The organism is Nonomuraea sp. B12E4 (assembly GCF_039871825.1).
In the GTDB taxonomy this organism is placed as follows: domain Bacteria; phylum Actinomycetota; class Actinomycetes; order Streptosporangiales; family Streptosporangiaceae; genus Nonomuraea.
The window spans coordinates 225584-251748 of record NZ_JBDPME010000009.1; the positions used below are offsets into that span (position 1 = coordinate 225584).

The following is a 26165-nucleotide window of genomic DNA, read 5'->3' on the forward strand; positions in this document are numbered from 1 at the left end:
CGGGCGCCGGCGTGACCGGCCGCAGTGGCACGCCGAGCCCGAACGCCGCCCCGGGCACGTATCCGGCCGGTACGGCGCGCCCCGGGCATATCCGGCCGGTACGTCGTCAAGCCCTCTCAGGACTCTTCGGCATTCAGCCGCGAATGGCCATACCCGTACAGGAAGTAGCAGATCAGGCCCACTAGCATCCACAGCCCGAACGCCAGCCAGGTGACCCCCGCCAGCCCCGCCATCACGACGCCGCAGCAGATGGCGCCGAGCACCGGCGTGACGGGGAAGAGCGGCGTACGGAAGTTGCGCGGCAGCTCCGGACTGCGGCGGCGCAGGACCAGCACGCCGACGTTGACGAGGGCGAAGGCGAACAGCGTGCCGATGCTGGTCGCCTCCGCGAGCTGCCCGAGCGGCACCAGCCCGGCCAGCACGCTGATGAACGCCGCCACGATGAGGGTGTTGGCGACCGGGATCGCGCGGCGCGGGCTGACCCGCTGGAAGACGCGCGGGATGAGCCCGTCACGGGACATCGCGAACAGGATGCGGGTCTGGCCGTAGATGACGGTCAGCACGACGCTGGCGATGGCGATCACCGCGCCGAACGACACGATCAGCCCCGGCCAGGTGGCGCCCACGGCCCGCTCCGCGATGTGGGACAGGCCGGCCCCGCCGCCTTCGGGGCCGAAGTCCGTCCACGGCATCGCCCCGACGGCCGCCAGGGCCACCAGCGCGTAGACGGCGGTCACGAGGACCAGCGACAGGATGATCGCCAGAGGCAGGTCCCGCCCGGGGTTCTTCGCCTCCTCCCCGGCGGTCGAGGCGGCGTCGAAGCCGATGTAGGAGAAGAACACCTGCGAGGCCGCCGCCGTGATCCCGGCGACCCCCATGGGGGCGAGGGGCGCGAGGTTCCCGGACCGGAAGGCCGTGAACGCCACCACGCAGAAGAACAGCAGCACCACGACCTTGATCAGCACGAAGGCGGCGTTGGCCGTGGCGCTCTCCGAGGCCCCGTGGAGCAGCAGCCAGGTGGCCAGTAACACGATGGCGATCGCGGTGACGTTGACCACACCGCCGTCCTGGCCGGGGGAGCGGGTGATCGCGTCCGGCAGGGTGACGCCGAACAGGGCCCGCAGGAACGAGTTGAGGTATTCGCCCCAGCCCACGGCCACGGCCGCCACGGACACGGCGTACTCCAGCATGAGGCACCAGCCGCAGATCCAGGCCACGAGCTCGCCCAGCGTCGCGTACGCGTAGGAGTAGGACGAGCCGGACACCGGGATCGTCCCGGCCAGCTCGGCGTACGACAGCGCCGAGAACAGCGCCGTGATCGCCGCCAGCACGAACGACAGCACCACCGCCGGCCCCGCCTTGGGCACCGCCTGCCCCAGGATCACGAAGATCCCGGTGCCCAGCGTGGCGCCCACACTGAACAGGGTGAGCTGCCACAGCGACATCGTGCGCCGCAGCTCGCCGCCGGCGCCGTGGCCGCCCTCGGCGATGATGCGCTCGGCCGGCTTGGTACGCAGAAGCCGTCGGACCGGTGGTGTCATCCGACACCCCCTACAGGGTGCTCGTCAGCGGCCACCTGCCGTTGGGAGTGATGATGGTGCCCGCCGATCCGTCCAGGATGTGTTCAGCATCGTCCAGTTTTCCGATGGCGGCCATATCCCCGGTCGTCTCCACGAACCGGCAGGCGGCCTCCACCTTCGGCCCCATGGATCCCGCGGGGAAGTCGATGGCCCGCAGCTCGTGCGGCGTCGTGTGGGCGATCTCCGTCTGCGCCGGCGTGCCGAAGTCCCGCATCACCCGCGGCACGTCGGTCAGGCTCAGGAACGCGTCGCACTCCAGCACCTCGGCCAGCATCGCCGCGGTCAGGTCCTTGTCCACGACCGCCTCGATGCCCGCCAGCCGGCCGCGCTCGTCGCGCACGACCGGGATGCCGCCGCCGCCCGCGCAGATCACGATCACGCCTTCGCGGATCATCTGCCGGATCAGCCGCGTCTCGATGACACGCCGCGGGGCGGGGGAGGGTACGACGCGCCGCCAGTGGGAGCCGTCCCTGGCGACCGTCCAGCCGTACTCGCCGGCCAGCTTCTCGGCCTCCTCCCGATCGTAGGACTGGCCGACGAACTTGGTCGGCTTCTCGAAGGCCGGGTCCACGGCCGTCACCAGCGTCTGCGTGATCATGGCCAGCACCTGCCGGCCCGGGAGCGCGTTCTGCAGCGCCTGCTGCATCCAGTAGCCGATCATGCCCTGCGTCTGCGCGCCGAGCGTGTCGAACGGGTACGGGCGGTTCAGGCTCGGGTCGCCCGCGCTCTGCAGCGCCAGCATGCCGACCTGGGGGCCGTTCCCGTGGGTGATGACCAGCTCGTGCCGGGCGGCGAGCCTGGCCAGCGTCCTGACGGCCGAGCGCACGTTGGCGAGCTGCGTGTCGGCGTCCGGCCGCTGGCCGCGCCTGAGCACCGCGTTGCCGCCCAGTGCCACGATGACCCGCATTGGTCTCCCCTAGATGCCGTCGCGTTCGAGCGGGCAGCTCATGCACCGCGGCCCGCCGCGTCCCCTGCCCAGCTCGCTGCCCCTGATGGTGATCACCTCGATGCCGTGGTCGCGCAGGTAGTTGTTGGTGGTGGTGTTGCGCTCGTAGGCGACGACCACGCCGGGCTCCAGCGCCAGCCCGTTGCAGCCGTCGTCCCACTGCTCCCGCTCGGCGGCGGACACGTCCTGCGTGGGGGTCAGGACCGTGATGCCCGGCATGTCCAGGGCGCGGGCGATGACCTGGTGCATGTCCTCCGGCGGGTGGTCGGTGACCTTGAGCTCCTTGTGCGTCGTGCCGGGCTCGATGGTGTACGCGGGCAGCATGCCGAGCCCCGCGTACTGGGTGAACACGCCCACGTCCAGCATCGTCATCACCGTGTCCAGATGCATGAACGCCCGCGCCTTCGGCATGTCGAGCGCCACGATCTTCGAGGCCGAGCCGGCCCGGAACAGCCGCCGCGCCAGCATCTCCACCGCCTGCGGCTGCGTACGCTCGCTCATCCCGATCAGCACCGCGCCCCGGCCGAGGACCAGCACGTCGCCGCCCTCCATGGTGGCCGGCGCCACCGGCTGGCCCGGCATCCAGCAGTGGTAACCGCCCTGGTCGGGCCGGTTGTAGCCGCCCGCGAACGTCGGGTGGTACATGTAGACGGCCTCCATGTTGACCGTCTCCCGCATGCGGGCCTTCTTCTTCATCGCGTTGATCGCCACGCCGTCGTACACCCAGCAGGAGGTGTCGCGGGTGAACAGGTGGTTCGGCAGCGGCGGCAGGATGAAGTCCTCCCCGCCCAGTGTGTGGAAGGTCACCGAGTCGGGGGCGCAGCCCAGCTCGGCCAGCTCCCGTTTGGTGATGCCGCCGGTCAGGTAGACCTGCAGCGTCATGGCATCCATGCCGTCGAGCGCGTTGCGGACGTCGTCGATGGCGCCCGGGCCGAGCCAGCGCTCGTCGATGACCGCGTCGAGGATGTGCTTGCGCGCCTCCGGGATCTCCACCGTCTCCTTGAGCAGGTCGGACAGCAGGTGGATCTCGATGCCGCGGCCGCGCAGCACCTGCTGGAACTCCTCGTGCTCCTCCATGGCGCGCTGGACCCAGAGCACGTCGTCGAAGAGGAATCCGTCCTTGTTCGTAGGGGTCAGCCGCTTGAGCGCCAGGTCCGGTTTGTGCAGGAGTACCTGCCGGAGGCGCCCGACCTCGGAATCGACATGGAATGTCATCTTTGCTCTATCCCCTCTCCGGTGCACGTCACGCCGGTCCGACGCCACCGGAGGGTGCTCCCGTTGTTCCAGGTGGCCCCTGGTACTGTGTGTCCCGACCAACACCCTTTTAAGACCCGTCCCGTGAGGCGGGAAAGGTGGTGAGATTCGCCATGTCCGATTCCATGGGGCCCGATTCGATGGGGCCCGATTCCCAGCAGCCCGGCCCCGGGGGACCCGATTCCAGGGCCGTGCTGGAAGCCCCGGACATCCACCGCGCGCTGACCCGGATCGCGCACGAGATCCTCGAGCGCACCAAGGGCGCCGGTGACGTCGTCCTGCTCGGCATCCCGACCCGCGGCGCCACGCTGGCCACCCGGCTCGGCGAGCGCATCGAGCAGTTCGAGGGCGTCAAGACCCCGGTCGGCTCGATCGACATCACGATGTACCGCGACGACCTGCGGCTCAAGCCCGCCCGGCCGCTCGGTCACACCGAGGTGCCGCAGGACGGCATCGACGGCAAGATCGTGGTGCTCGTCGACGACGTGCTCTACTCGGGCCGCACCGTGCGCGCCGCGCTCGACGCGCTCAACGACCTCGGCCGCCCGACCGCCGTCCAACTCGCCATCCTGGTCGACCGCGGCCACCGCGAGCTGCCCATCCGCGCCGACTACGTCGGCAAGAACCTCCCGACGGCCAAGAGCGAGAAGGTCAAGGTCTATCTGCGGGAGACGGACGGCCGCGACGCCGTCCTGCTCATGAAGGGGGCGGCCAAGTGAACCGGCACCTGATCTCCGCGGGCGACCTCACCAAGGACGACGCGCTGCTCATCCTGGACACCGCCGAGGAGCTGGCGAGGGTCTCGGAACGTTCCATCAAGAAGCTGCCGACGCTGCGCGGGCGTACGGTGGTCAACCTGTTCTTCGAGGACTCCACCCGGACGCGGATCTCGTTCGAGGCGGCGGCCAAGCGGCTGTCCGCCGATGTGATCAACTTCTCGGCCAAGGGGTCGAGCGTGTCCAAGGGCGAGTCGCTCAAGGACACCGCGCTCACCCTGGAGGCCATGGGGGCCGACGCGGTCGTCATCCGGCACAGCGCCTCGGGCGCGCCGCACCGCCTGGCCAACTGGGTGCACGGCAGTGTCGTCAACGCCGGCGACGGCACCCATGAGCACCCCACCCAGGCCCTGCTGGACGCCTTCTCGATGCGCCGCCGCCTGGGCAGCCTCGACGGGCGCAGGGTCGCGATCGTCGGCGACGTGCTGCACAGCCGGGTCGCCCGCTCCAACGTGCTGCTGCTGCACACCCTCGGCGCGGAGGTCACGCTGGTCGCGCCGCCCACGCTGGTGCCGGTGTCCGTCGGCACCTGGCCGTGCGAGGTCTCCTACGACCTCGACGCGGTGCTGCCCAAGTCGGACGTGGTGATGATGCTGCGGGTGCAGAAGGAGCGGATGAACGCCGCGTACTTCCCGTCGGAGCGTGAATACTCGCGGCGGTACGGGCTGGACCGCGAGCGGTTCGCCAAGATGCCGGAAGAGGCGATCGTCATGCATCCCGGCCCGATGAACCGGGGTATGGAGATCGCGGCGGAGGTGGCCGACTCGGCGCGGTCCACGATCGTCGAGCAGGTCGCCAACGGTGTGACCATCCGCATGGCCGTTCTTTACCTCCTGCTCGGAGGCGAAACGGCGTGATCCAGCGCAGCGAACGAACCAAGGGGCACAGCGTCGTGATCATTGTGCCGGTGAAGGAGGCTCGGTGATCATCAAGAACGTCAGGATCCTCGGCGGGGAGCCGGTGGACATCCAGGTGGCGGACGGGGCGATCGCCTCGATCACCCCCGCCGCGGACACCGCGGGGACCGGCGGGGAGCGGGTGGTGGACGGCCAGGGCGCGATCGCGCTGCCCGGGCTGGTCGACCTGCACACGCATCTGCGCGAGCCCGGCCGGGAGGACGCCGAGACCGTCCAGTCCGGCACGCAGTCGGCGGCCCGCGGCGGATACACCGCCGTGCACGCCATGGCCAACACCTCGCCGGTGGCCGACACGGCGGGCGTCGTCGAGCAGGTGTGGCGGCTCGGCCGCGAGTTCGCGCACTGCGACGTGCACCCGGTCGGGGCCGTCACCGTCGGCCTGGAGGGCAGGCAGCTCGCCGAGCTGGGCGCGATGGCCGACTCGGCCGCCCGCGTGCGTGTCTTCTCCGACGACGGCAGGTGCGTGGACGACGCCGTGCTGATGCGCCGCGCCCTGGAATACGTCAAGGCCTTCGACGGCGTCATCGCCCAGCACGCCCAGGAGCCCAGGCTCACCGCCGGCGCCCAGATGAACGAGGGCGTCATCTCCGGCAGGCTCGGCCTGACCGGCTGGCCGGCGGTGGCCGAAGAGGCGATCATCGCCCGCGACTGCCTGCTGGCCGCCCACGTCGGCTCCCGGCTGCACGTCTGCCACGTCTCCACGGCGGGCTCGGTGGAGATCCTGCGCTGGGCCAAGTCCAAGGGCTGGAACATCACCGCCGAGGTCACCCCGCACCATCTCCTGCTCACCGACGACCTCGTCGAGGAGTCGCCGGTGGGCGCGTACAACCCGATCTACAAGGTCAACCCGCCGCTGCGCACCCGCGCCGACGTCGAGGCGCTGCGGGCCGCGCTGGCCGACGGCACGATCGACATCGTCGCCACCGACCACGCGCCGCACCCGGTCGAGGACAAGGAGACCGAGTGGTCGGCCGCCGCCATGGGCATGGTCGGCCTGGAGACGGCGCTCAGCGTGGTCCAGGAGGCCATGGTCGAGACCGGCCTGCTCGACTGGGCGGGCGTGGCCGAACGCATGTCGGTCCTGCCCGCGCGCATCGGCCGCCTCACCGGCCACGGCCGCCCGCTGGAGGCGGGCGCGCCGGCCAACATCACGCTCTACGACCCGTCCGTGCGCACCGAGGTGGACCCCTCCGCGTTCGCCTCCAAGAGCAGGAACACCCCCTATGAGGGGATGACGCTGCCCGGCAGGGTAGTGGCCACGTTCCTGCGCGGCACGCCGACCGTCCTCGAAGGGAAGCTGGTTTGAACACATCAGTGCTCGTCCTGGAGGACGGCCGCGTCTTCCACGGGACTCCCTACGGCGCCGGAGGCGAGACGTTCGGCGAAATGGTCTTCAACACCGGCATGACCGGCTACCAGGAGACCCTCACGGACCCCTCCTACCACCGCCAGATCGTCGCCATGACGGCGCCGCACATCGGCAACACCGGCGTCAACGACGAGGATCCGGAGTCGGGCCGCGTCTGGGTCGCGGGCTACGTCGTGCGCGAGCCGTCCCGGGTGGTGTCCAACTGGCGGGCCAACCGCTCGCTCGACGCCTACCTCAAGGAGCAGGGCGTCGTCGGCATCGCCATCCCCGGCACCCGCGCGCTCACCCGCCACCTGCGCGAGCGCGGCGCCATGCGCGCCGGCATCTTCACCGCGCCGGACCAGCCGCTGGAGGAGCTCGTCGAGCGGGTACGCGACTCGCCCCGCATGGAGGGCGCCGACCTGGCCGCCGAGGTGGCCACCACCGAGCCCTACGTCGTGCCCGCCGCCGGCCCCAAGAGGTTCACCGTCGCGGCCGTGGACCTGGGCATCAAGGGCATGACCCCGCACCGGATGGCCGAACGCGGCTGCGAGGTGCACGTGCTGCCGGCGAACGCCACCTATGAGCAGATCATGGCGGTCCAGCCGGACGGCGTGTTCTTCTCCAACGGGCCCGGCGATCCGGCCACCGCGGACGTGACGGCGCTTCGGGAGATCCTGCGGGCCAAGGTGCCGTTCTTCGGGATCTGCTTCGGCAACCAGTTGTTCGGCCGGGCCCTGGGGCTGTCGACGTACAAGCTGCGTTACGGGCACCGGGGCGTCAACCAGCCGGTCCAGGACGTGCGCACGGGGAAGGTCGAGATCTCGGCGCACAACCACGGGTTCGCGGTCGAGGCGCCCCTGGGCGGGCCCTTCGACACCCCGTACGGGCGGGCCGAGGTCAGCCACGTCAACCTCAACGACCGCTGCGTGGAGGGCCTGCGCCTGCTGGACGGGCCGGCCTTCAGCGTCCAGTACCATCCGGAGGCCGCGGCCGGGCCTCACGACGCCGCCTATCTTTTCGACGAGTTCTGTGAGGTCATGAGCCGTGCCCAAGCGTGAGGACATCAGGTCCGTCCTGGTGATCGGCTCCGGGCCGATCGTGATCGGCCAGGCGTGCGAGTTCGACTACTCGGGCACCCAGGCGTGCCGGGTGCTGCGGGCCGAGGGGTTCCGCGTCGTGCTGGTCAACAGCAACCCCGCGACGATCATGACCGACCCCGAGTTCGCCGACGCCACGTACGTGGAGCCGATCACCCCCGAATACGTCGAGAAGATCATCGCCAAGGAGCGCCCCGACGCGCTGCTGCCCACCCTGGGCGGGCAGACCGCGCTCAACACAGCGGTGGCCCTGCACGAGGCGGGCGTGCTGGACAAATACCAGGTCGAGCTGATCGGGGCCGACTTCGACGCGATCCAGGCGGGAGAGAACCGCGAGCGGTTCAAGGAGATCGTCGCCAAGGTCGCCCGCGAGCGCGGGCTCAACGCGGAGTCGGCCAGGTCGGTCATCTGCCACTCGATGGAGGACTGCCTGGCCGCGGCCGGTGAGCTGGGCTACCCGATGGTGGTCCGGCCGTCGTTCACGATGGGCGGCGCCGGCTCCGGGTTCGCCCACGACGAGGCCGACCTGCGGCGCATCGCCGGCGCCGGGCTCGACGCCTCTCCGACCACCGAGGTGCTCCTGGAGGAGTCCATCCTCGGCTGGAAGGAATACGAGCTGGAGGTCATGCGCGACAGGAACGACAACGTCGTCATCGTGTGCTCCATCGAGAACATCGACCCCATGGGCGTGCACACCGGCGACAGCGTGACCGTGGCGCCCGCGCTGACCCTGACCGACCGCGAATACCAGAACATGCGCGACGTCGCCATCGCCGTCATCCGCGAGGTCGGCGTCGACACCGGCGGCTGCAACATCCAGTTCGCGGTGGACCCGGCCACCGGCCGCATGATCGTCATCGAGATGAACCCGCGCGTGTCCCGGTCGAGCGCCCTGGCCTCCAAGGCCACCGGCTTCCCGATCGCGAAGATCGCCGCCAAGCTGGCCATCGGCTACACGCTCGACGAGATCCCCAACGACATCACCAAGGAGACGCCGGCCTCGTTCGAGCCGACGCTCGACTACATCGTGGTGAAGGTGCCGAGGTTCGCGTTCGAGAAGTTCCGCGGTGCCGACCGGACGCTCACCACGCACATGAAGTCCGTGGGCGAGGCCATGGCCATCGGCCGCTCCTTCCCCGAGGCGCTGCAGAAGGCGCTGCGCTCGCTGGAGAAGCGCGACTCCTCCTTCACCTGGGCGGGCCCGCCCGGGGACAAGGACGAGTTGCTGGCGGCCTGCCGCACCCCGCACGACGGACGGCTGCGTACGATGCAGCAGGCCATCAGGGCGGGCGCCACGGCGGAGGAGCTGTTCGAGGCGACGCACATCGACCCGTGGTTCGTCGACCAGCTCCTCCTGCTCGACGAGGAGGCCCGGCGGATCGCCGCGGCGCCCGAGCTGACCGCCGAGGTGCTCGCCGACGCCAAGCACCTCGGGTTCAGCGACATCCAGCTCGGCGAGATCCGCGGCATCGACGAGGCGCGGGTGCGCGACCTGCGGCACGCCCTCGGGCTGCGGCCGGTCTACAACACGGTGGACACCTGCGCCGCCGAGTTCGCCGCGAAGACGCCCTACCTCTACTCGACCTACGACGAGGAGAGCGAGGTGCCCTCCGGCGAGCGGCGCAAGGTCATCATCCTCGGCTCCGGGCCCAACCGGATCGGGCAGGGCATCGAGTTCGACTACGCGTGCGTGCACGCCTCCTTCGAGCTGGCCAGGGCCGGGTTCGAGACCGTCATGGTCAACTGCAACCCCGAGACCGTCTCGACCGACTACGACACCTCCGACCGGCTCTACTTCGAGCCGCTCACCCTGGAGGACGTCCTGGAGGTCGTGCACGCCGAGCAGCAGACCGGGCCGGTGGCGGGCGTGATCGTGCAGCTCGGCGGGCAGACGCCGCTCGGGCTGGCGCAGGCGCTCAAGGACTCGGGGGTGCCCGTGGTAGGCACCTCGCCGGAGTCCATCCACCTGGCCGAGGAGCGCGGCGCGTTCGGGCGGGTGCTGGCCGAGGCGGGCCTGCCCGCGCCGAAGCACGGCACGGCGCTGACGGTGCCGGAGGCGCTGGAGATCGCCGAGGAGATCGGCTATCCCGTGCTCGTGCGCCCCTCCTACGTGCTCGGCGGCGCCGGCATGGCCATCGTCTACGACGACGAGACGCTGACCACGTACATGGCGGCCCAGGAGGGCGGCCACCCGGTGCTGGTGGACAAGTTCCTGGACGAGGCCATCGAGATCGACGTGGACGCCCTCTACGACGGCGAGGAGCTCTACCTCGGCGGGGTCATGGAGCACATCGAGGAGGCCGGCATCCACTCCGGCGACTCGGCGTGCGCGCTGCCGCCCATCACGCTCGGCAGCCACGACATCAAGCGCATCCGCGCCGCCACCGAGGCCATCGCCGCCGGGGTGGGCGTGCGCGGGCTGCTGAACGTCCAGTACGCCATGTCCGCCGGCGTCCTGTACGTCCTGGAGGCCAATCCGCGCGCCAGCCGTACGGTGCCGTTCGTGTCCAAGGCCACGGCGGTGCCGCTGGCCAAGGCGGCGGCCCGGGTGATGCTCGGCTCGTCCGTCGCGTCGCTGCGCGAGGAGGGCATGCTGCCCGCGACGGGGGACGGCGGCACGCTGCCGATGGACGCCTCCATCGCGGTCAAGGAGGCCGTGCTGCCGTTCAACCGGTTCCGGGGCGTGGACATCGTGCTCGGGCCCGAGATGCGCTCCACGGGCGAGGTCATGGGCATCGACGAGTTCTTCGGGATCGCGTACGCCAAGTCGCAGGCGGGTGCCTACGGCGAGCTGCCGACCAAGGGACGCGCGTTCGTGTCCGTGGCCAACCGGGACAAGCGTGCGATGATCTTCCCGGTGAAGGCGCTGGCGGATCTCGGGTTCGAGATCCTGGCCACCGAGGGCACGGCCGAGGTGCTGCGCCGCAACGGCGTCCATGCCAAGATCGTGCGAAAGCAGAGCGAGGGGACGGGGCCTGGAGGTGAGCCCACGAGCGTGCAGGCCATTCTCGACGGCGAGGTCGACCTGATCATCAACACGCCGTTCGGCGGCCCCGGGCAGTCGGGGCCGCGGCTCGACGGCTACGACATCCGCACCGCCGCGGTGCTGCGCGGCATCCCGTGCATCACGACGGTCGCCGGCCTCGCCGCCGCGGCCGCGGGCATCCAGGCGATCGTGCGCGGCGACGTGGGCGTACGGTCGCTCCAGGAGCACGCACAGGCGATTCGGGGCTGACCCCGCACGGGAGGTGAAGACGGCTGGCCGGTACTCCGGTGCAGGTGACGGGCACGGTGCTGACGACGCGCCGGGTCGACGCCTACCATGCGCTGACGGTGGTGGCGCCCGGCATCGCCGAGCGCTACCGTCCCGGTCACTTCGTCTCCGTGGCGGTCGGCGGGGCTTACACGTCGATGGTGACGCGGCGCGCGTTCTCCATCCATGACGTCAAGGCCGACTACGGCGGTACGGTCGAGCTGGTCTTCACCGCCGGCGGGCCGGGCACGGCCTGGCTGGCCGAGCGGCGCGCCCGTGACACGCTCGACCTGGTCGGGCCGCTCGGGCGGCCCTTCCCGCTGCCGCGCGACCCCGCGCACTGTGTGCTGGTCGGCGCCGAATACGGCTCCGCCGTGCTGTTCCCGCTGGCCGACGCGCTGCTGGCGCGGGGCTGCCGGGTGGACTTCGTGCTGGGCGGGGCCGGGGCCGAGCGGGTGTTCGGGGCCATGCGGGCGCGCCGGATGGCCGAGACCACGACGCTGACGACCGAGGACGGCTCGCTGGGCGTGCGTGGCAAGGTCACCGACGCGCTGCCCTCGGTGATCGCCGACACGCGGGCGGACGCCGTCTACGCCTGTGCGCCCATGGAGACGCTGCGGGCCGTGACGGCGGTGGCGATGGAGTTCGACATCCCGGTGCAGGTGGCGGTCGAGGAGTCGATGGCCTGCGGCATCGGGGTGTGCATGACGTGCGTGCTGCCCGTCATCGGGGACGACGGGGTGACCAGGATGGTCAGGGCGTGCGCGGAGGGGCCGGTGTTCCGGGGCGAGCAGGTGCGGTTCGAGGACGTGGGAACGATCCCGTTCGACGCGCTCGGCGCTCCCGGGGGCGGTGTCCGACATGTCAGTTGATATGCGTACGTTTCTGGCGCACGTGGAGCTCGCGAACCCCATCACCACCGCCGCCGGCTGCGCCTCCTCCGGGCGGGAACTGGCCCAGTTCTTCGACCTGCACCGGCTCGGCGCGCTCACCACCCGCTCGATCACCATGGCGCCCCGGGCCGGCCGGCCCACGCCGCGCATGGCCGAGACGCCCTCCGGCATGCTGAACGCCGTCGGACTGCAGGGGCCGGGCATCGAGGCGTTCCTGGAGCGCGAGCTGCCCTGGCTGGCCCAGCGGGGCATCAGGACCATCGTCTCGATCGGCGGCGGCACCGTCGCCGAATACTCCGAGCTGGCCCGCAGGCTCGCCGACGCGCCCGGCGTGACCGCGCTGGAGGTCAACCTCTCCTGCCCCAACATGGAGGACCGCGGGCGCGTCTTCGCCCGCGAGGGCAGCGCCGCGGCCGAGGTGATCGCCTCCGTACGCTCCATCATGCGTTACGACGTCCCGGTCGTGGCCAAGCTGGCCCCCGACGTCGCCGACATCGTGTCCGTGGCGCGGGCCTGCGTGGACTCCGGGGCCGACGCGCTGTCCATGATCAACAATCCGCTGGGCATGGCCATCGACACCGAGGCGCTGCGGCCCTCGCTCGCCGCCGTCACCGGCGGGCTGTCCGGTCCCGCGATCCTGCCGCTGGCCGTACGGTGTGTGTGGCAGGTGCACGCCGCGCTGCCCGGTGTGCCGCTGATCGGCATCGGCGGCGTCATGAGCGGCAGGGACGCCTTCCAGCTCGTGCTGGCGGGCGCCTGCGTGGTCGGGGTGGGCACCGCGCTGTTCCACGACCCCTACGCCTGCCTGCGGGTCGAGCGGGAGCTTGAGGACCTGCTGCGGGCCCGCGGCTTCCAGCGGCTGGCCGACGCCGTCGGGCTGGCCCACCGCCCGCCGGGGAGCGCGCCCCGGCACCTGCTGGTCGATTCCGAGGAGAGCCTCCCGTGACCGCCGATCCGTGCGCCGCGCGCCTTCGGGAAGACGACCGCCGATTCGTTTCCCGCGACTTCTGGGGGAAGACCCCATGACCACCGATCCGTTGTCTCGCGATCCCGAGGAGAAGACCCCGTGACCCCCGCGCCCATCGCCGTCGCCCTGGACGCTCCCGACCTGGAGACCGCCGCCCAGTGGGCGTCCCTGGTGACGCCGCACGTCAGCACGGTCAAGGTGGGCCTGGAGCTCTACCTGCGCTACGGGCCCGACGTGATCGCCTCCGTGCGGGGCGCCAGCGGCGTACAGGTGTTCCTGGACCTCAAGCTGCACGACATCCCGAACACCGTCGCCGGCGCCTCCCGTGCCGTCGCCCGGCTGCGCCCGGCGATCCTCACGGTGCACGCCGCCGGCGGGCCCGCCATGATCAGGGCCGCCGTGGAGTCGGCCGCGGACAACACCAAGATCGCCGCCGTGACCATCCTGACCTCCCTGACCGAGGACGACCTGGGCCGCATCGGGCTCCTCGGGCCCGCCGACGAGGCGGTGCGCCGCCTGGCCGGCATGGCGGTGGAGGCGGGGGCCACGGCGCTGGTGTGCTCGCCCAACGAGGTGTCGGCGGTGCGGGCCGAGGTGGGGCCGGGGGTCACGCTCATCACGCCGGGGGTGCGGCCGGCCGGGGCCGCCGCGCAGGACCAGGCGCGGGTGGCCACGCCGGAGCAGGCCCTGGCGGACGGGGCGGACCTGCTGGTCATCGGCCGCCCGATCACGGGCGCCGCCGACCCGGGCGCGGCCGCCGCCGCCATAGCCGCCTCCCTCCGCCGCCAGCTCTCGTAGGACCTCGCGCCCGTTCGTAGGACCTCGCGCCGGCTCGTCGGGCTCCCACCCGTTTCGATGGGCTTCGTGCCCGTTCGTCGGGTTTCCCGGCCGTTTCGACGGGCTTCGTGCCCGTTTCGATGGGCTTCGCGTCCGCGCGCATATGGTGCTTTGACGGCATGCATGCGGACGCATACGCGGTTTGAGGGACTTGTGCGCGGCCACATATGGCACTTTGACGCGCCTGCGCGATCGCTTTCCCGCCGCACAAAGGGCAATACCCTTTTTTACGCGGGCCGGCTTACCCGCACGTGCCGACGCCGGTTTCCCTCTGTCATGGCCGGTCGTCAAGGCTCACGGAGCGCTCGCCGTGACGAAACGCCCGCTTGGCCCTGGCCGTGGTGAATCGTCGGCCCGCACAGTCGTCCACAGGGGGAAGAGGACGCCGTCGCGGGCACGCCGTCGCCGGTCGGCTCCGGGCTCACTGGCAAGATCATAATGCATCCGCGCAGGCCCTCGCACGCCATTCGGCATTTGGGTTTCGGCCCTGGTGCGGCGAGGTTTTCGGACATCGGCCCGGGGTGCCAATGCGATCACCGTTGCGTTTCGCGACACCGTCGTGCGCCGACGCGCGAAGAGGGAAGTGAGGGCGATTTGATCAGCGCAATGTAATTTTACGAATACGCACAGTGATGAAGTGGATTTTGTCAGGGGAGAAACCGCGCTTGACGTTGCTTAGGGGGCGATGACCAGCTAGTTTCCCTTCCCGTCCGAGTACATCGACAGAAATTCGAGGTGACCCGGCGTGGCTCTTCCTCCATTGACCCCTGAGCAGCGCGCCGCAGCCCTGGAGAAGGCTGCCAAGGCCCGTAAAGAGCGTGCCGAGGTCAAGAACCGGCTCAAGCATGGCGCGGTTTCTCTGGCTGAGGTGCTCAAGGATGGGCAGACCGACGACGTCATCGGCAAGATGAAGGTCTCGGCACTGTTGGAATCGCTCCCCGGCGTGGGCAAGGTCCGCGCCAAGCAGCTCATGGAGCGGCTTGCCATTGCCGAGTCCCGCCGCGTGCGGGGCCTCGGCGCGAACCAGAGGGCCTCCCTCGAGCGCGAGTTCGGTGGCAACGAGAGCTAATCTCTGTTCCACACGAAAGCGCAGGTTCAACGGGGGGTAGGAAGTGACCGACAGGTCCTGGTCCGGCGAAGTCAGCGCCCACGAGGCGGTCGGACCAGGAGCGGAGGCCCACTTCCCGCCCCTGAGCGAGCGGCGGCTGACGGTCCTTTCGGGGCCGTCGGGCGTCGGAAAGTCCACGGTCGTCGCCGAGCTCCGGCGGGCACACCCCGAGGTGTGGCTGTCGGTCTCGGTGACCACCAGGAGACCCCGGCCCGGCGAGGTCAACGGGGTCCACTACTTCTTCGTCGACGGCGAGGAGTTCGACCGGCTGGTGAAGGCCGGCGAGCTGCTGGAGTGGGCGGAGTTCGCGGGCAACCGCTACGGCACGCCGCGCGTGCCCGTACTGGGGAAACTCGCCGAGGGCGTGCCCACCCTGCTCGAGATCGACCTCGAAGGCGCCAGGCAGGTGCGGCGGAGCATGCCGGAGGCCCTGCTGGTGTTCCTGGCCCCGCCCTCGTGGGAGGAGCTGGAGAAGCGGCTGCGCGGCCGCGGCACCGAGCCGGAGGACGTCATCGCCCGCCGCCTGCAGGCCGGGCGGATCGAGATGGCCGCCGAGAAGGAATTCGACCTCACGCTGGTGAACACGAGCGTCCAACATGTGTGCCATCGGCTGATAGCCTTGATGACTGACCCTCAGGGGGTCACGACAACCACCAACCGAGAGGTCTGACAATCGTGGCAGGCAGCACCCCGGCCGCGGAGGGCATCACCAACCCGCCGATCGACGCGCTGCTCGACATCGTCGACAGCAAATACTCCCTGGTGATCATGGGCGCCAAGCGCGCTCGCCAGATCAACGCCTACTACTCCCAGCTCGGCGAGGGCCTGCTGGAATACGTGGGGCCCCTGGTCGAGACGCACGCCCAGGAGAAGCCGCTGTCCATCGCGCTGCGCGAGGTCTCCGAGGGCCTGCTCAACGCCGAGCCCATCGAAGGCGCGGTCTGACCCCTTCGATGAAGGTCGTCCTGGGCGTCAGCGGCGGCATCGCCGCATACAAGGCGTGCGAGTTGCTGCGGCTGTTCACCGAGTCCGGGCACGAGGTGCGGGTCGTGCCGACCCGTGAGGCGCTGAAGTTCGTGGGCGAGCCCACCTGGGCCGCCCTGTCGGGGCACCCCGTGTCGGCCGAGGTGTGGGACGACGTGCACGAGGTGCCCCACGTGCGGATCGGCAAGGGGGCCGATCTCGTCGTGGTGGCGCCCGCGACCGCCGACGTGCTGGCCAGAGCCGCGCACGGGCTGGCGGGCGACCTGCTCACCAACACGCTGCTGACCGCCCGATGTCCGGTCGTGTTCGCGCCCGCGATGCACACCGAGATGTGGCAGCACCCGGCCACCCGGGCCAACGTCGCGACGCTGCGCTCGCGCGGCTCCGTCGTGATCGACCCGGCCGTGGGGCGGCTCACCGGCGCCGACACCGGCCCGGGGCGCCTGCCTGATCCCGCCGAGATCTTCCAGGTCTGCCTGCGGGTGCTGCGCGGGCGGCAGCGCGATCTGGCCGGGCGGAGGGTCGTGGTGTCCGCGGGTGGCACCCGTGAGGCGATCGACCCGGTGCGCTTCATCGGCAACCGTTCGTCCGGGCTGCAGGGATACGCCCTGGCCCGCACCGCCGTCGCCAGGGGCGCCGAGGTGACCGTGGTCGCGGCCAACGTCGCGTTGCCCGACCCCGCCGGGGCGCGGGTCGTGCGGGTGGAGTCGACGGCGGAGCTGCGTGCGGAGGTGCTGGCCGCCTCCGAGGGCGCCGATGCGGTCGTGATGGCCGCCGCGGTGGCCGACTTCCGGCCGGCGAAGCGGCATGACGAGAAGATCAAGAAGACGGACGGGGAGCCGGACCCCATCTATCTGACGAAAAATCCGGACATTCTCGCCGAGCTTGGCGAGCGCCGCCGCCAGGGCGGAGCCGCGGCGGGCACAGCCGTTCCCTCGGGTCGTGAAGGCGGGCCGGCCCCCCAGGCCGAGGCAGACTCCAAGGCCGGCTCCCAGAGCGAGGCCGGCTCGGGTGCCGGGGTTCCGGCGGACCGGGTGGGGCCGCGGGTGATCGTCGGGTTCGCCGCCGAGACGCACGACGTGCTCGCCAACGGGCAGGCCAAGCTGGAGCGCAAGGGCTGCGACCTGCTGGTCGTCAACCAGGTGGGGGAGGGGCTGGCCTTCGGCGCCCCCGACAACGCCGCCACCGTGCTGGTGGCGGGGGGCGAGCCGGTCGAGGTGCCGTTCGGGCCGAAGGAGGACCTGGCCGACGCGGTGTGGGACCTCGTCGCCGCGCGCCTGTCCTGACGCTTTCCTGGGGCGTTCGTGAGTCCTTTCCGCGGTTGAGACCGTACGAATCGCCGCACAACGTACAAATTGTGCAAGACCAATTACTCGATCACATATTGCGACACCCCCTGGCGCCTGCGGATACTTAGGCCGAGGGGGGATGGAATGCCGGTGGGTTCCGCTGTCAGGGATCGTTGTAGAACATTGCTCGGCGACCAGGGTGAGATCCACTACGTCTTCCCCGCGCTGTCCGCGGGGGCGGCGGGGACGGGGAACTTCCTCATCGTGGTCACCGGCTCGGCCATATCGGTGCTGGCCACCAGGACCCTCAGGAGTGATCGGCCGGTATCGGTCTTCGCCGAGTTCCCGCGACACACCAGGCTCGGCCCCATCCTGCCTGGACCGGTCATCGAGCTGGGCTTGATGACCTACGAGTTCGACGAGGAGTACGCCGCCGTGGTCGCGGCCGCCGACGCGGAGATCTTCGCGCCGGAGACCATGCCACCCGACCCGTTGCCGGAGCTGTGATGGAAGCCGAGGCGTGTGCGGTTTCGCGACCCGGCATCGGGTGGGGCTAGACTTCGGCGAAGCCCAGGCATGCCCAGATGTCCCGGGCCTTAGATTCGTCAGCAGCCGCTGCATGAGGAGCCACTGAGTTGTCACGTCGCCTGTTCACCTCCGAGTCGGTCACAGAGGGCCACCCGGACAAGATCGCCGACCAGATCAGTGACGCGATTCTCGACGCCATGCTCAAGGACGACCCCAGGAGCCGGGTCGCCGTCGAGACGATGATCACTACCGGCCAGGTCCACGTCGCAGGCGAGGTCACGACCGAGACCTACGTCGACATTCCCGGCGTCATCCGGGAGAAGATCCTGGAGATCGGCTACGACGCCTCGCACAAGGGCTTCGACGGCGCCTCGTGCGGCGTGTCGGTGTCCATCGGCGCGCAGTCGCCGGACATCGCCCAGGGCGTCGACGACGCCTACGAGCACCGGATCGACGGTGACGTGGACGAGCTCGACCGGCAGGGCGCCGGCGACCAGGGCCTGATGTTCGGTTTCGCGTGCCGCGAGACCCCTGAGCTGATGCCCCTGCCGATCACGCTGGCCCACCGGCTGGCGCAGCGCCTGTCGGAGGTGCGCAAGAACGGCACGGTGCCCTACCTGCGCCCCGACGGCAAGACCCAGGTCACGATCGAATACGACGGCGACACGCCGATCCGCCTCGACACCGTGGTGGTCTCCACGCAGCACGCGGCCGAGATCGACCTCAAGGAGATGCTGGCGCCCGACATCAAGGAGCACGTGGTCGACCCCGTGCTCGCGGGCCTCGACATCGCGACCGAGGGCTACCGGCTGCTGGTCAACCCGACCGGCCGGTTCGAGATCGGCGGTCCGATGGGCGACGCCGGGCTGACCGGCCGCAAGATCATCATCGACACCTACGGCGGCATGGCCCGTCACGGTGGCGGTGCCTTCTCGGGCAAGGACCCGTCCAAGGTGGACCGCTCGGCCGCCTACGCCATGCGCTGGGTCGCCAAGAACGTCGTGGCGGCCGGCCTCGCCGACCGCTGCGAGGTCCAGGTGGCCTACGCGATCGGCAAGGCCCAGCCGGTGGGCCTGTTCGTGGAGTGCTTCGGCACGGAGAAGCTGCCGGTGGAGCAGATCCAGACCGCCGTCCTGCAGGTGTTCGACCTGCGCCCGGCGGCCATCATCCGCGATCTCGACCTGCTGCGCCCGATCTACTCGGAGACCGCCGCCTACGGACACTTCGGCCGCGAGGGCTTCTCCTGGGAGTCCACCGACCGCGCCGAGTCCCTGCGCACGGCCGCCGGCCTGTAACACCCGCCGCGCCTTCGCGGCCCGCGACGGCGGGCCTGGCCGGTGACGACGACACCGGCTCGTGGCGTCCGGCCGCAACGCCGAGACCCCGCACGACCTGGCGTCGGCGGGGCAGTGCCCGCCGGTGACACCCGGTCAAGGGTGGGTGTCGCTCGGCGGGCCGTCGCCTGCCGCCCATCGAGGCCCTCACTCGTGATGGGAGCGCCCGCCCATCGGCCCTTCACCTGTGATGGGAGCGCCCGCCCATCGGCCCTTCACCGTGAGGGGAGCGCCCGCCCGTGCGGCGGCGACATCGTCAGGTCTCTCGCCGCCGCGCGTCGCCGAGCCGCGCCCCGCCGGATGATCAGCGCGTTCGGGCGGGCAGGGTGCCGGCGGGCTCACCCTCCGGGCTGGGCACGCGTCAGCATGACGGGCGGCACAACTCCGAAGGCAGTCCGTTCGGGCCGGTGGGTGTCCGGTTGGCGGGGCATGCTGTGGTGTTGCCGTTTCCGGGGTGCGGGTGGTGGGCGTTCGGGGGCGGTGGGGTCTGGTAGACGTTATGCGTGACCGACTCCGACGACGCGCTGCTGCCGCTCGACGCCGTGCGGCCGCCGGTGTCGTCGAAGGAGACCAAGGGCGCGCCCGTCCCCGCTCCTGAGCGGCCGGTGGCCAGGGTCGCGGTGGACAATCCGCTGCCGCACCTCGACCGGCCCTTCGACTACCTGGTGCCCGCCTCGATGCATGAGACGGCCGAGCCCGGGGTGCGGGTGCGGGTGCGGTTCGCGGGCAAGCTGACCGACGGGTTCCTGCTGGAGCGGGCCGATGAGAGCGAGCACGAGGGCAGGCTGATGCCGCTCGAACGGGTGGTGTCCGCCGAACGGGTGCTCACGCCGGAGATCGCCGGCCTGGCCAGGGCGGTCGCCGACCGGTACGCGGGCACGCTGGCCGACGTGCTCCGCCTGGCCGTCCCGCCGCGCCACGCCAAGGCCGAGTCGGAGCCGTCCGAGGCCGAGGAGCCGCAACCCCCCGTGCCGGTGCCCGGGGAGTCCGCGTGGAAGGCGTACCCGACCGGGCCCTCGTTCCTCGACGCGCTGCGCGGCGGCCGCGCGCCCCGCGCCGTGTGGTCGGCCCTGCCCGGCGCCGGAGGGTGGGCACGGGCGATGGCCGAGGCCGTACGCGCGACGCTGGACGGCGGCAGGGGCGCGCTCGTCGTGGTCCCCGACGGCAAGGACGTGGCGTTGGCCGACGGCGAGTTCGAGCAGGCGCTGGGCCCCGGCGGGCACGTGGCGCTCACCGCCGACCTCGGCCCCGCCGAGCGCTACCGGCGATGGCTGAAGGTGCTCAGAGGCCAGGTACGCGCCGTCGTCGGCACCAGGGCCGCCATGTTCGCCCCCGTCGCGGAGGTCGGCCTGGTGGCCATCTGGGACGACGGCGACGACCTGCACGCCGAGCGCCTGGCCCCCTACCCGCACGCCCGCGAGGTGCTGGGCCTGCGCGCCCACCGGACCGGCGCGGCCATGCTGATCGGCGGCTACGCGCGCACCGCCGAGGCCACCCAGCTTGTCGCCGGCCACTGGGCCAGGCCGATCGTGGCCGCCCGCACGACGGTCAGGAGCCTCGCCCCCCGGGTCCGTCCCGCGGGCGAGGACGCCGAGCTGGCCAGGGACCAGGCGGCCCGCCAGGCCCGGCTGCCCAGCCTCGCCTGGCGGGCGCTGCGCCACGGCCTGGAGAGCGGGCCGGTGCTGGTGCAGGTGCCCAGGCGCGGCTACCTGCCCGCGCTGGCCTGCCGGCACTGCCGCGCCCCCGCCCGCTGCGTCCTGCCCCCCACCCGCATCGCCCCGATCGCACTCAACACGGACCAGGAGGAGCCGCCGGGCGGGCCCGGGTCCTCATGTCACGGCCCGCTCGCCCTCCGGGGCGGTCACGTGGCGCCCTACTGCCGCTGGTGCGGCCGGGTGGACGCCGCCTGGCGGTGCCCGTCCTGCGGCAGCCCCCGGCTGCGGGCGGTGGTCACCGGCGCCCGGCGCACGGCCGAGGAACTCGGCAGGGCCTTCCCCTCGGTCCCGGTGCGCACGTCGGGCCGCGACGGTGTGCTCGCCACCGTCCCGCCCGCCCGCGCGCTGGTGGTCGCCACCCCGGGCGCCGAACCCGTGGTGGAGGGCGGCTACGCGGCGGCCGTGCTGCTGGACGCGTGGGCGCTGCTCGGCCGGGCCGACCTGCGGGCCGCCGAGGAGGCGGTGCGCCGCTGGATGAACGCCGCCGCTCTGCTCCGCCCCGCCGCCGAGCTGGTGGTGCTCGCCGACACCGGGCTGCCCGCCGTACAGGCTCTGCTGCGCTGGGATCCCGTCACGCACGCCGAGCGCGAGCTGGGCGACCGAGCCGAGCTGGGGTTCCCTCCCGCGGTGCGGATGGCCACGCTCACCGGGGTGGCGAGCGCGGTCAGGCAGATGCTCGACGAGCTGCGCCTCCCGCCCGAGGCCCAGGTGCTCGGCCCCGTGCCGGTGGACGAGTCCGGGCAGGAACGCGCCATGATCCGGGTACGCCGCGGCGCCGGCGCCGCCCTGTCGGCTGCGCTCAAAGGGGCCACTGGGGTACGTGCGGCGCGTAAGACGCCAGATGTCGTGAGGGTGAGTGTCGACCCGCTCGACCTGATTTAGACCGTTTCCCCGATTCGCTCATCTGGAGACCAGCCGTTAGCGTGCCCCTGTGTCGATCGAATGGGTGAACCAGGCCATCGACGACCTGCGCGCTTGGGGGCGCGCGCGGGAAGTCGAAGTGGACGCGGACGAGGTCCGCCTGCTCTGCGACTACGCCAGCGACTACCTCAACGTCAACGAGCTCGGCGACTTCGCTCCCGAGACCTTCGACGAGCTGCTGTTGTCCATCTACCCGCGCAAGGTCATCGCGCCGCCGGAGAGCGCGCCGGAGACCGTCGCCGCCGCCCGTACGCTGGTCGACTACCTCAGCCAGGCCGGTGCCGTCAGCGAGGTGACGGCGGCGTCGATGCGTGACAGGCTCGACGGGATCGCGCCGCGCATGGGCGCGGCCCTCGCCGACCCGGCGAACTTCGGCATGGCCAAGAGCCTGTTCAGCTCCATCGGGCCCGAGTCGCTCGAGCAGTCGGTCGCCATCCCCTCCGGCGAGGTGCCCGACCTGGGCGAGGCGCCCTGCGACTGCCCCGGGTGCACGCCGCTGCCCGCCGTCCGGCTCGCCCCGGAGGAGGAGCTGGCGGCCGCGCTGGCGAGCGTGCCCATGCTCGCCGAGCGCCCGCCGGACGGCTCCGCCGAGCCGCTGCGGGGGTGGGCGGCGGACGTCGCCCACCTGCTCGACCCCGGCGCGGCCGGCACCGTGACCGGCGTGTCCGAGCTCGACGAGGGGCTCTACGACCTGTTCGACATGCTCTACCGGCTGCAGGCGCGGGTGCCGGTCGGGGTCATCGGCGACTATCTCGTGGAGATCGCCGACGAGGGCGACATCGACCTGGGCGCGGTGCTCGACCGGCTGGCCTGGCACGGCATGATCAAGGTCGCGGGCGACACCGCCGAGCTCACGCCGCTGGCCGTGTGGGGGCTGCGCGAGCACTACCTCTCGCTCGGGATCGAGGCCCCGCAGGCCCCCGACCTGGCCGACGCCGACGCGCTCGGCCTCATCGAGGGGTTGCTAGAAGGCGTGCCGGCCGAGATCGCCGAGCACGACATCAGCCGCTGGCTGTCCGGCCGGGGACCCGGCGAGGCCGCGGCCGAGCTGCTGGCGGCCGCCTCGGGCGCGCCCGCCGTGGCCCGCGGCATCGCGATCACCATCGTCGACCGGCTGGACGTCCAGGCCGAGTCGCAGGTGCGCGACTACCTCGACGACCAGGAGCTGCGGCCGCACGCCATCCACTGGCTCACCGCCAGAGGGCTGCCCGCGCCGCCGCTCACCCACGAGGAGGCGCTCTGGGTCAGCGTCGACATGCTCGCGCTGGCGATGCCCGCGGCCGAGGAGGATCCCGAGATCTTCGCCGAGAACATGGCCGCCTCCGGCCCGCCCGCCCACGTGATCGAGGAGATGTGGCGGGTGGACCATCCCGACGTGGTCGAGGTGCTGGAGCTGCTCGGACGCTCCATACCGGACGGTACGGTGGCCAAGGCGGCACGCAAGGCGGCCTTCAAAGCCCGCTCCCGTGCCATCCGTTGAGTACGCCCATGTGACCTGTGTGCAGTAAGTTTCCTGGGTGGCCAACAACGTCTTCGACCTCGCCGAGCTGCGCAAGCTGATCGATGAGCAGGCCGCCGTGCCCGCACGGCCTCCTGAGGAGACCGCCTTGGAGCACGAGGCGCTGACCTTCCCGCCGGTTCTGCTCGCGCCGGACGCGGAGCTGGCCGCCGCGGTGCCCACGGTGCCGCTCGTGGCCGACGCCATCCGTCTCACCACCTGGACGGGCACCCGCGAGGTCACCCCGGAGGGTCACCTGGCCGCGCCCGACGCCGCGGCCGCGGCCGCGGCGCTGGGCCTGTCCGCCGCCCGGCTGCGGCTGGTCTGGATCGTCGCCGTCAACACCGGCCTGCTGCAGATCCTCGGCGGGCGCGCCGCCAGGGGGCCGCTGTCGATGCGGCTCACCGTCGAGGCCACCCTGGAGTTCTGGGACGGCGTGGTCATGGACGTGCTCGACCGCGCCGACGAGGGCCTGACCGGCTCGGCCGTGGTCGACGGGCACCTGGCCGAGATGCTCGCCACGATCTACTCCGTGCGCTCCGGCGTCGCCACCGCCAACCTCGCCCGCGGCATCCTGCAGTCCCACGAGGTCGCCTGCACCCCGGGCCCGGCCGAGATGCGCCGCCTGGCCGCCGCGCTGCCCGCCGAACTGCTGGAGGCGCTGTCGCTGCTGACCTACTGCGGCCTGGTCGAGCAGACCACCGCCGGCCGCACGGCGCTCACCCCGCTCGGGGTCTGGGCCGTCCGGCGCGACCTGCTGCGCGAGGGGCATGACGCGCCGACCACCGCCGAGGTGGAGGTGTTCGCCGACCTGTCGGCGGCCGAGCTGGTCGCGGAGCTGGTCAAGGGCACGGCCACGCAGAGCGCCGTGGCCGGCTGGCTCGAACGCCGCGCGCCCGAGTCGGCCGCCCGCGACCTGATCGAGATCGCCGCGTCCGGCACGGCGGGCCAGCGCGGCGCGGTCGGCGCCATCCTGGAGGAGCTCGGCCCGGAGGCCGAGGCCCCCGTCAGGCAGGCGCTCGACGACCCGCTGATGCGCCGCTACGCCGCCTCCTGGCTGCACATCCGCGACCTCGAGGCGCCGCCGCTCAGCCCCGAGGACCACACCTGGATCGCCGTCGACTCCCTGGCCGCCCTCATGCACCTGTCCGGCTCCGCGGCCGGCCGGCTCGACCCGCCCGAGCCGGGAGAGGACCTGATCAAGCTGGTCGACGAGATGCCCGCGGTCGGGCACCCCGACACGATCGCGGTGCTCGACATGCTCGCCACCGCGCACGACGACCAGGCCGTGGTCAAGGCGGCGCGCAAGGCTGCGATGAAGGCCCGCTCGCTGCAACACACTAAACTGGCCTGATCAACCGTCGAGAAAACGGAGTGACCCCTTGGCGATCCAGGCGATCCGGCTGTTCGGAGACCCGGTGCTGCGCACCCCGGCGGCCCCGGTTGTCGATTTCGACAAGGAGCTTCGCAAGCTGGTCAAAGACCTCACCGACACGATGATGGACGCGCCGGGCGCGGGCCTGGCGGCCCCGCAGATCGGCGTCGGGCTGCGGGTGTTCACTTACTACGTGGACGAGCAGCTCGGCCACCTGATCAACCCCGACCTCGACCTGTCACCGGAGCTCGACGAGGAGGGCGAGGAGGGCTGCCTGTCCTTCCCCGGCCTGTCGTTCCCGACGCCGCGTGCCGTCCGGGCCGTGGCCAAGGGCCACAACATGCACGGCGAGCCCATCACGCTGGAGGGCACCGACCTGATGGCCCGCTGCTTCCAGCATGAGACCGACCACCTCGACGGAGTCCTGTTCATCGACCGGATGGATGCCAAGCAGCGCAAGCTGGCCATGAAGGCCGTGCGCGAGGCCGAGTGGAGCGGGCTGTCCGCTCCCGTGATCAAGGTCTCGCCCCACGCCACCGGCGGAAAGGCGCTCTGAGGGCATGCGTCTGGTCTTCGCGGGCACCCCGGACACGGCGCTGCCGTCACTGCGCACCCTGATCGACTCGCCACGGCACGACGTGGTGGCCGTCGTCACCCGTCCCGACGCGCAGTCGGGCCGCGGCCGCAAGGTCCATCCCTCGCCGGTGGCCGAGCTCGCCGAAGAGGCGGGCATCGAGATCCTCCGGCCCGAGAAGGCCGGTGACCCGGAGTTCCTCGACCGGCTGCGCGCCCTGGAGCCCGACTGCTGCCCGGTGGTCGCCTACGGCGCCCTGCTGCCACAGCCGGCGCTGGACGTGCCCCGGCACGGGTGGATCAACCTGCACTTCTCGATCCTTCCCGCCTGGCGCGGGGCCGCCCCGGTCCAGCACGCGATCCTGCACGGCGACGAGATCACCGGGGCCAGCACGTTCCAGATCGTCAAGGCGCTGGACGCGGGGCCCGTCTACGGCGTGGTCACCGAGGAGATCCGCGCCACCGACACGAGCGGGTCGCTGCTGGAGCGGCTGGCCGTCTCGGGGGCGGGGCTGCTGGCCGCCACCCTCGACGGTGTCGCGGACGGCACCCTGGAGGCCCGGCCGCAACCGGCCGACGGGGTGAGCGTCGCCCCCAAGATCTCCGTCACCGACGCCCAGGTCGACTGGGCCACGCCCGCCATGCACGTCGACCGGCTGATCCGCGCCTGCGCCCCCAACCCGGGGGCGTGGAGCGAGTTCCGGGGGCAGCGGCTGAAGCTGGGGCCGGTGCGGGTGGTGGCCGACGCCGGGGAGCGGCTGGCGCCCGGGGAGATCGCCGCCACGAAGACGAGGGTGCTGGTCGGCACGGCCACCGAGGTCGTGCAGTTGAGCGAGGTGCAGCCGCAGGGCAAGCGGGTGATGGGCGCCGAGGAGTGGGCCCGTGGGGTGCGCCCGGAAGGCAAGGAGAGCTTCGGCGGCTGACCTTGGTGGTGGCTGGTGTCAAGCTCCGCGCCGGTGTCCGAGCTGT

The 26165-nt window shown here is 71.7% G+C and carries 22 protein-coding genes; 19 read left to right on the plus strand and 3 right to left on the minus strand.

Annotated features, from left to right (window positions below; translation table 11 throughout):
• Positions 1–116: 116 nt before the first annotated feature.
• From ABGB18_RS22250 to ABGB18_RS22260, 3 genes are read right to left on the minus strand one after another with little or no spacing between them, the layout of a single operon-like run.
• On the minus strand, positions 117–1541 hold the full coding sequence (locus ABGB18_RS22250; protein WP_347697479.1) for an amino acid permease: 1425 nt from the start codon (positions 1539–1541) through the stop codon (positions 117–119).
• A 10-nt stretch (positions 1542–1551) separates the two neighbouring features.
• Entirely contained in the window at positions 1552–2487 is a 936-nt protein-coding gene (gene arcC, locus ABGB18_RS22255; RefSeq protein WP_347697480.1) for a carbamate kinase, read from the minus strand.
• Between the two features lie 9 nt (positions 2488–2496).
• Positions 2497–3741 carry an arginine deiminase gene (locus tag ABGB18_RS22260; RefSeq protein ID WP_347697481.1) on the minus strand — a complete coding sequence of 415 codons (1245 nt, stop codon included), beginning with the start codon at positions 3739–3741 and terminating at the stop codon, positions 2497–2499.
• Between the two features lie 179 nt (positions 3742–3920).
• Here ABGB18_RS22260 and pyrR point away from each other — a divergent pair, with 179 nt between their 5' ends.
• The 19 genes from pyrR (at position 3921) to fmt (ending at position 26119) form a co-directional block, all read left to right on the plus strand.
• A complete protein-coding gene (pyrR, locus tag ABGB18_RS22265; RefSeq protein ID WP_347697587.1) occupies positions 3921–4499 on the plus strand; it encodes a bifunctional pyr operon transcriptional regulator/uracil phosphoribosyltransferase PyrR in 579 nt (192 codons plus the stop codon).
• Positions 4496–5413: an aspartate carbamoyltransferase catalytic subunit gene (locus ABGB18_RS22270; RefSeq protein WP_347697482.1), complete on the plus strand. Its 918-nt coding sequence runs from the start codon at positions 4496–4498 to the stop codon at positions 5411–5413. The genes pyrR and ABGB18_RS22270 overlap by 4 nt, the downstream gene beginning before the upstream one ends.
• A gap of 64 nt (positions 5414–5477) precedes the next feature.
• Positions 5478–6779 (plus strand): dihydroorotase, encoded by a 1302-nt coding sequence (locus ABGB18_RS22275; protein ID WP_347697483.1) that lies wholly within the window; start codon positions 5478–5480, stop codon positions 6777–6779.
• A complete protein-coding gene (gene carA / locus ABGB18_RS22280) occupies positions 6776–7882 on the plus strand; it encodes a glutamine-hydrolyzing carbamoyl-phosphate synthase small subunit (protein ID WP_347697484.1) in 1107 nt (368 codons plus the stop codon). Before ABGB18_RS22275 ends, carA begins: the two co-directional genes overlap by 4 nt.
• Entirely contained in the window at positions 7869–11156 is a 3288-nt protein-coding gene (gene carB / locus ABGB18_RS22285) for a carbamoyl-phosphate synthase large subunit (RefSeq protein ID WP_347697485.1), read from the plus strand. The genes carA and carB overlap by 14 nt, the downstream gene beginning before the upstream one ends.
• A 38-nt stretch (positions 11157–11194) precedes the next feature.
• A complete protein-coding gene (locus tag ABGB18_RS22290; protein ID WP_347697486.1) occupies positions 11195–12046 on the plus strand; it encodes a dihydroorotate dehydrogenase electron transfer subunit in 852 nt (283 codons plus the stop codon).
• Complete coding sequence (locus ABGB18_RS22295; protein WP_347697487.1) at positions 12036–13013, plus strand: dihydroorotate dehydrogenase; 978 nt, start codon at positions 12036–12038, stop codon at positions 13011–13013. The genes ABGB18_RS22290 and ABGB18_RS22295 overlap by 11 nt, the downstream gene beginning before the upstream one ends.
• Positions 13014–13133: 120 nt before the next feature.
• Entirely contained in the window at positions 13134–13832 is a 699-nt protein-coding gene (pyrF, locus tag ABGB18_RS22300) for an orotidine-5'-phosphate decarboxylase (protein WP_347697488.1), read from the plus strand.
• A gap of 784 nt (positions 13833–14616) precedes the next feature.
• Complete coding sequence (mihF, locus tag ABGB18_RS22305; protein ID WP_020541698.1) at positions 14617–14940, plus strand: integration host factor, actinobacterial type; 324 nt, start codon at positions 14617–14619, stop codon at positions 14938–14940.
• Positions 14941–15061: 121 nt separating this feature from the next.
• Positions 15062–15649: a guanylate kinase gene (gene gmk, locus ABGB18_RS22310; RefSeq protein ID WP_347697588.1), complete on the plus strand. Its 588-nt coding sequence runs from the start codon at positions 15062–15064 to the stop codon at positions 15647–15649.
• A gap of 5 nt (positions 15650–15654) precedes the next feature.
• A complete protein-coding gene (gene rpoZ, locus ABGB18_RS22315) occupies positions 15655–15924 on the plus strand; it encodes a DNA-directed RNA polymerase subunit omega (RefSeq protein WP_090930634.1) in 270 nt (89 codons plus the stop codon).
• Between the two features lie 8 nt (positions 15925–15932).
• Positions 15933–17249, plus strand: coding sequence for a bifunctional phosphopantothenoylcysteine decarboxylase/phosphopantothenate--cysteine ligase CoaBC (coaBC, locus tag ABGB18_RS22320; RefSeq protein WP_347697489.1), 1317 nt, complete (start codon positions 15933–15935; stop codon positions 17247–17249).
• A gap of 147 nt (positions 17250–17396) precedes the next feature.
• Positions 17397–17759 carry a hypothetical protein gene (locus ABGB18_RS22325; RefSeq protein ID WP_347697490.1) on the plus strand — a complete coding sequence of 121 codons (363 nt, stop codon included), beginning with the start codon at positions 17397–17399 and terminating at the stop codon, positions 17757–17759.
• A gap of 128 nt (positions 17760–17887) precedes the next feature.
• Positions 17888–19075, plus strand: a complete 1188-nt coding sequence (metK, locus tag ABGB18_RS22330; protein WP_347697491.1) for a methionine adenosyltransferase — start codon at positions 17888–17890, stop codon at positions 19073–19075.
• Between the two features lie 581 nt (positions 19076–19656).
• Positions 19657–21711, plus strand: coding sequence for a primosomal protein N' (locus ABGB18_RS22335; protein WP_347697589.1), 2055 nt, complete (start codon positions 19657–19659; stop codon positions 21709–21711).
• A gap of 49 nt (positions 21712–21760) precedes the next feature.
• A complete protein-coding gene (locus ABGB18_RS22340; RefSeq protein ID WP_347697492.1) occupies positions 21761–23230 on the plus strand; it encodes a hypothetical protein in 1470 nt (489 codons plus the stop codon).
• Positions 23231–23267: 37 nt separating this feature from the next.
• A complete protein-coding gene (locus ABGB18_RS22345; RefSeq protein ID WP_347697493.1) occupies positions 23268–24602 on the plus strand; it encodes a hypothetical protein in 1335 nt (444 codons plus the stop codon).
• A gap of 28 nt (positions 24603–24630) precedes the next feature.
• Positions 24631–25179: a peptide deformylase gene (gene def, locus ABGB18_RS22350; protein WP_347697494.1), complete on the plus strand. Its 549-nt coding sequence runs from the start codon at positions 24631–24633 to the stop codon at positions 25177–25179.
• A gap of 4 nt (positions 25180–25183) precedes the next feature.
• Positions 25184–26119 carry a methionyl-tRNA formyltransferase gene (fmt, locus tag ABGB18_RS22355; RefSeq protein WP_347697495.1) on the plus strand — a complete coding sequence of 312 codons (936 nt, stop codon included), beginning with the start codon at positions 25184–25186 and terminating at the stop codon, positions 26117–26119.
• The last annotated feature ends 46 nt before the right edge of the window (positions 26120–26165 follow it).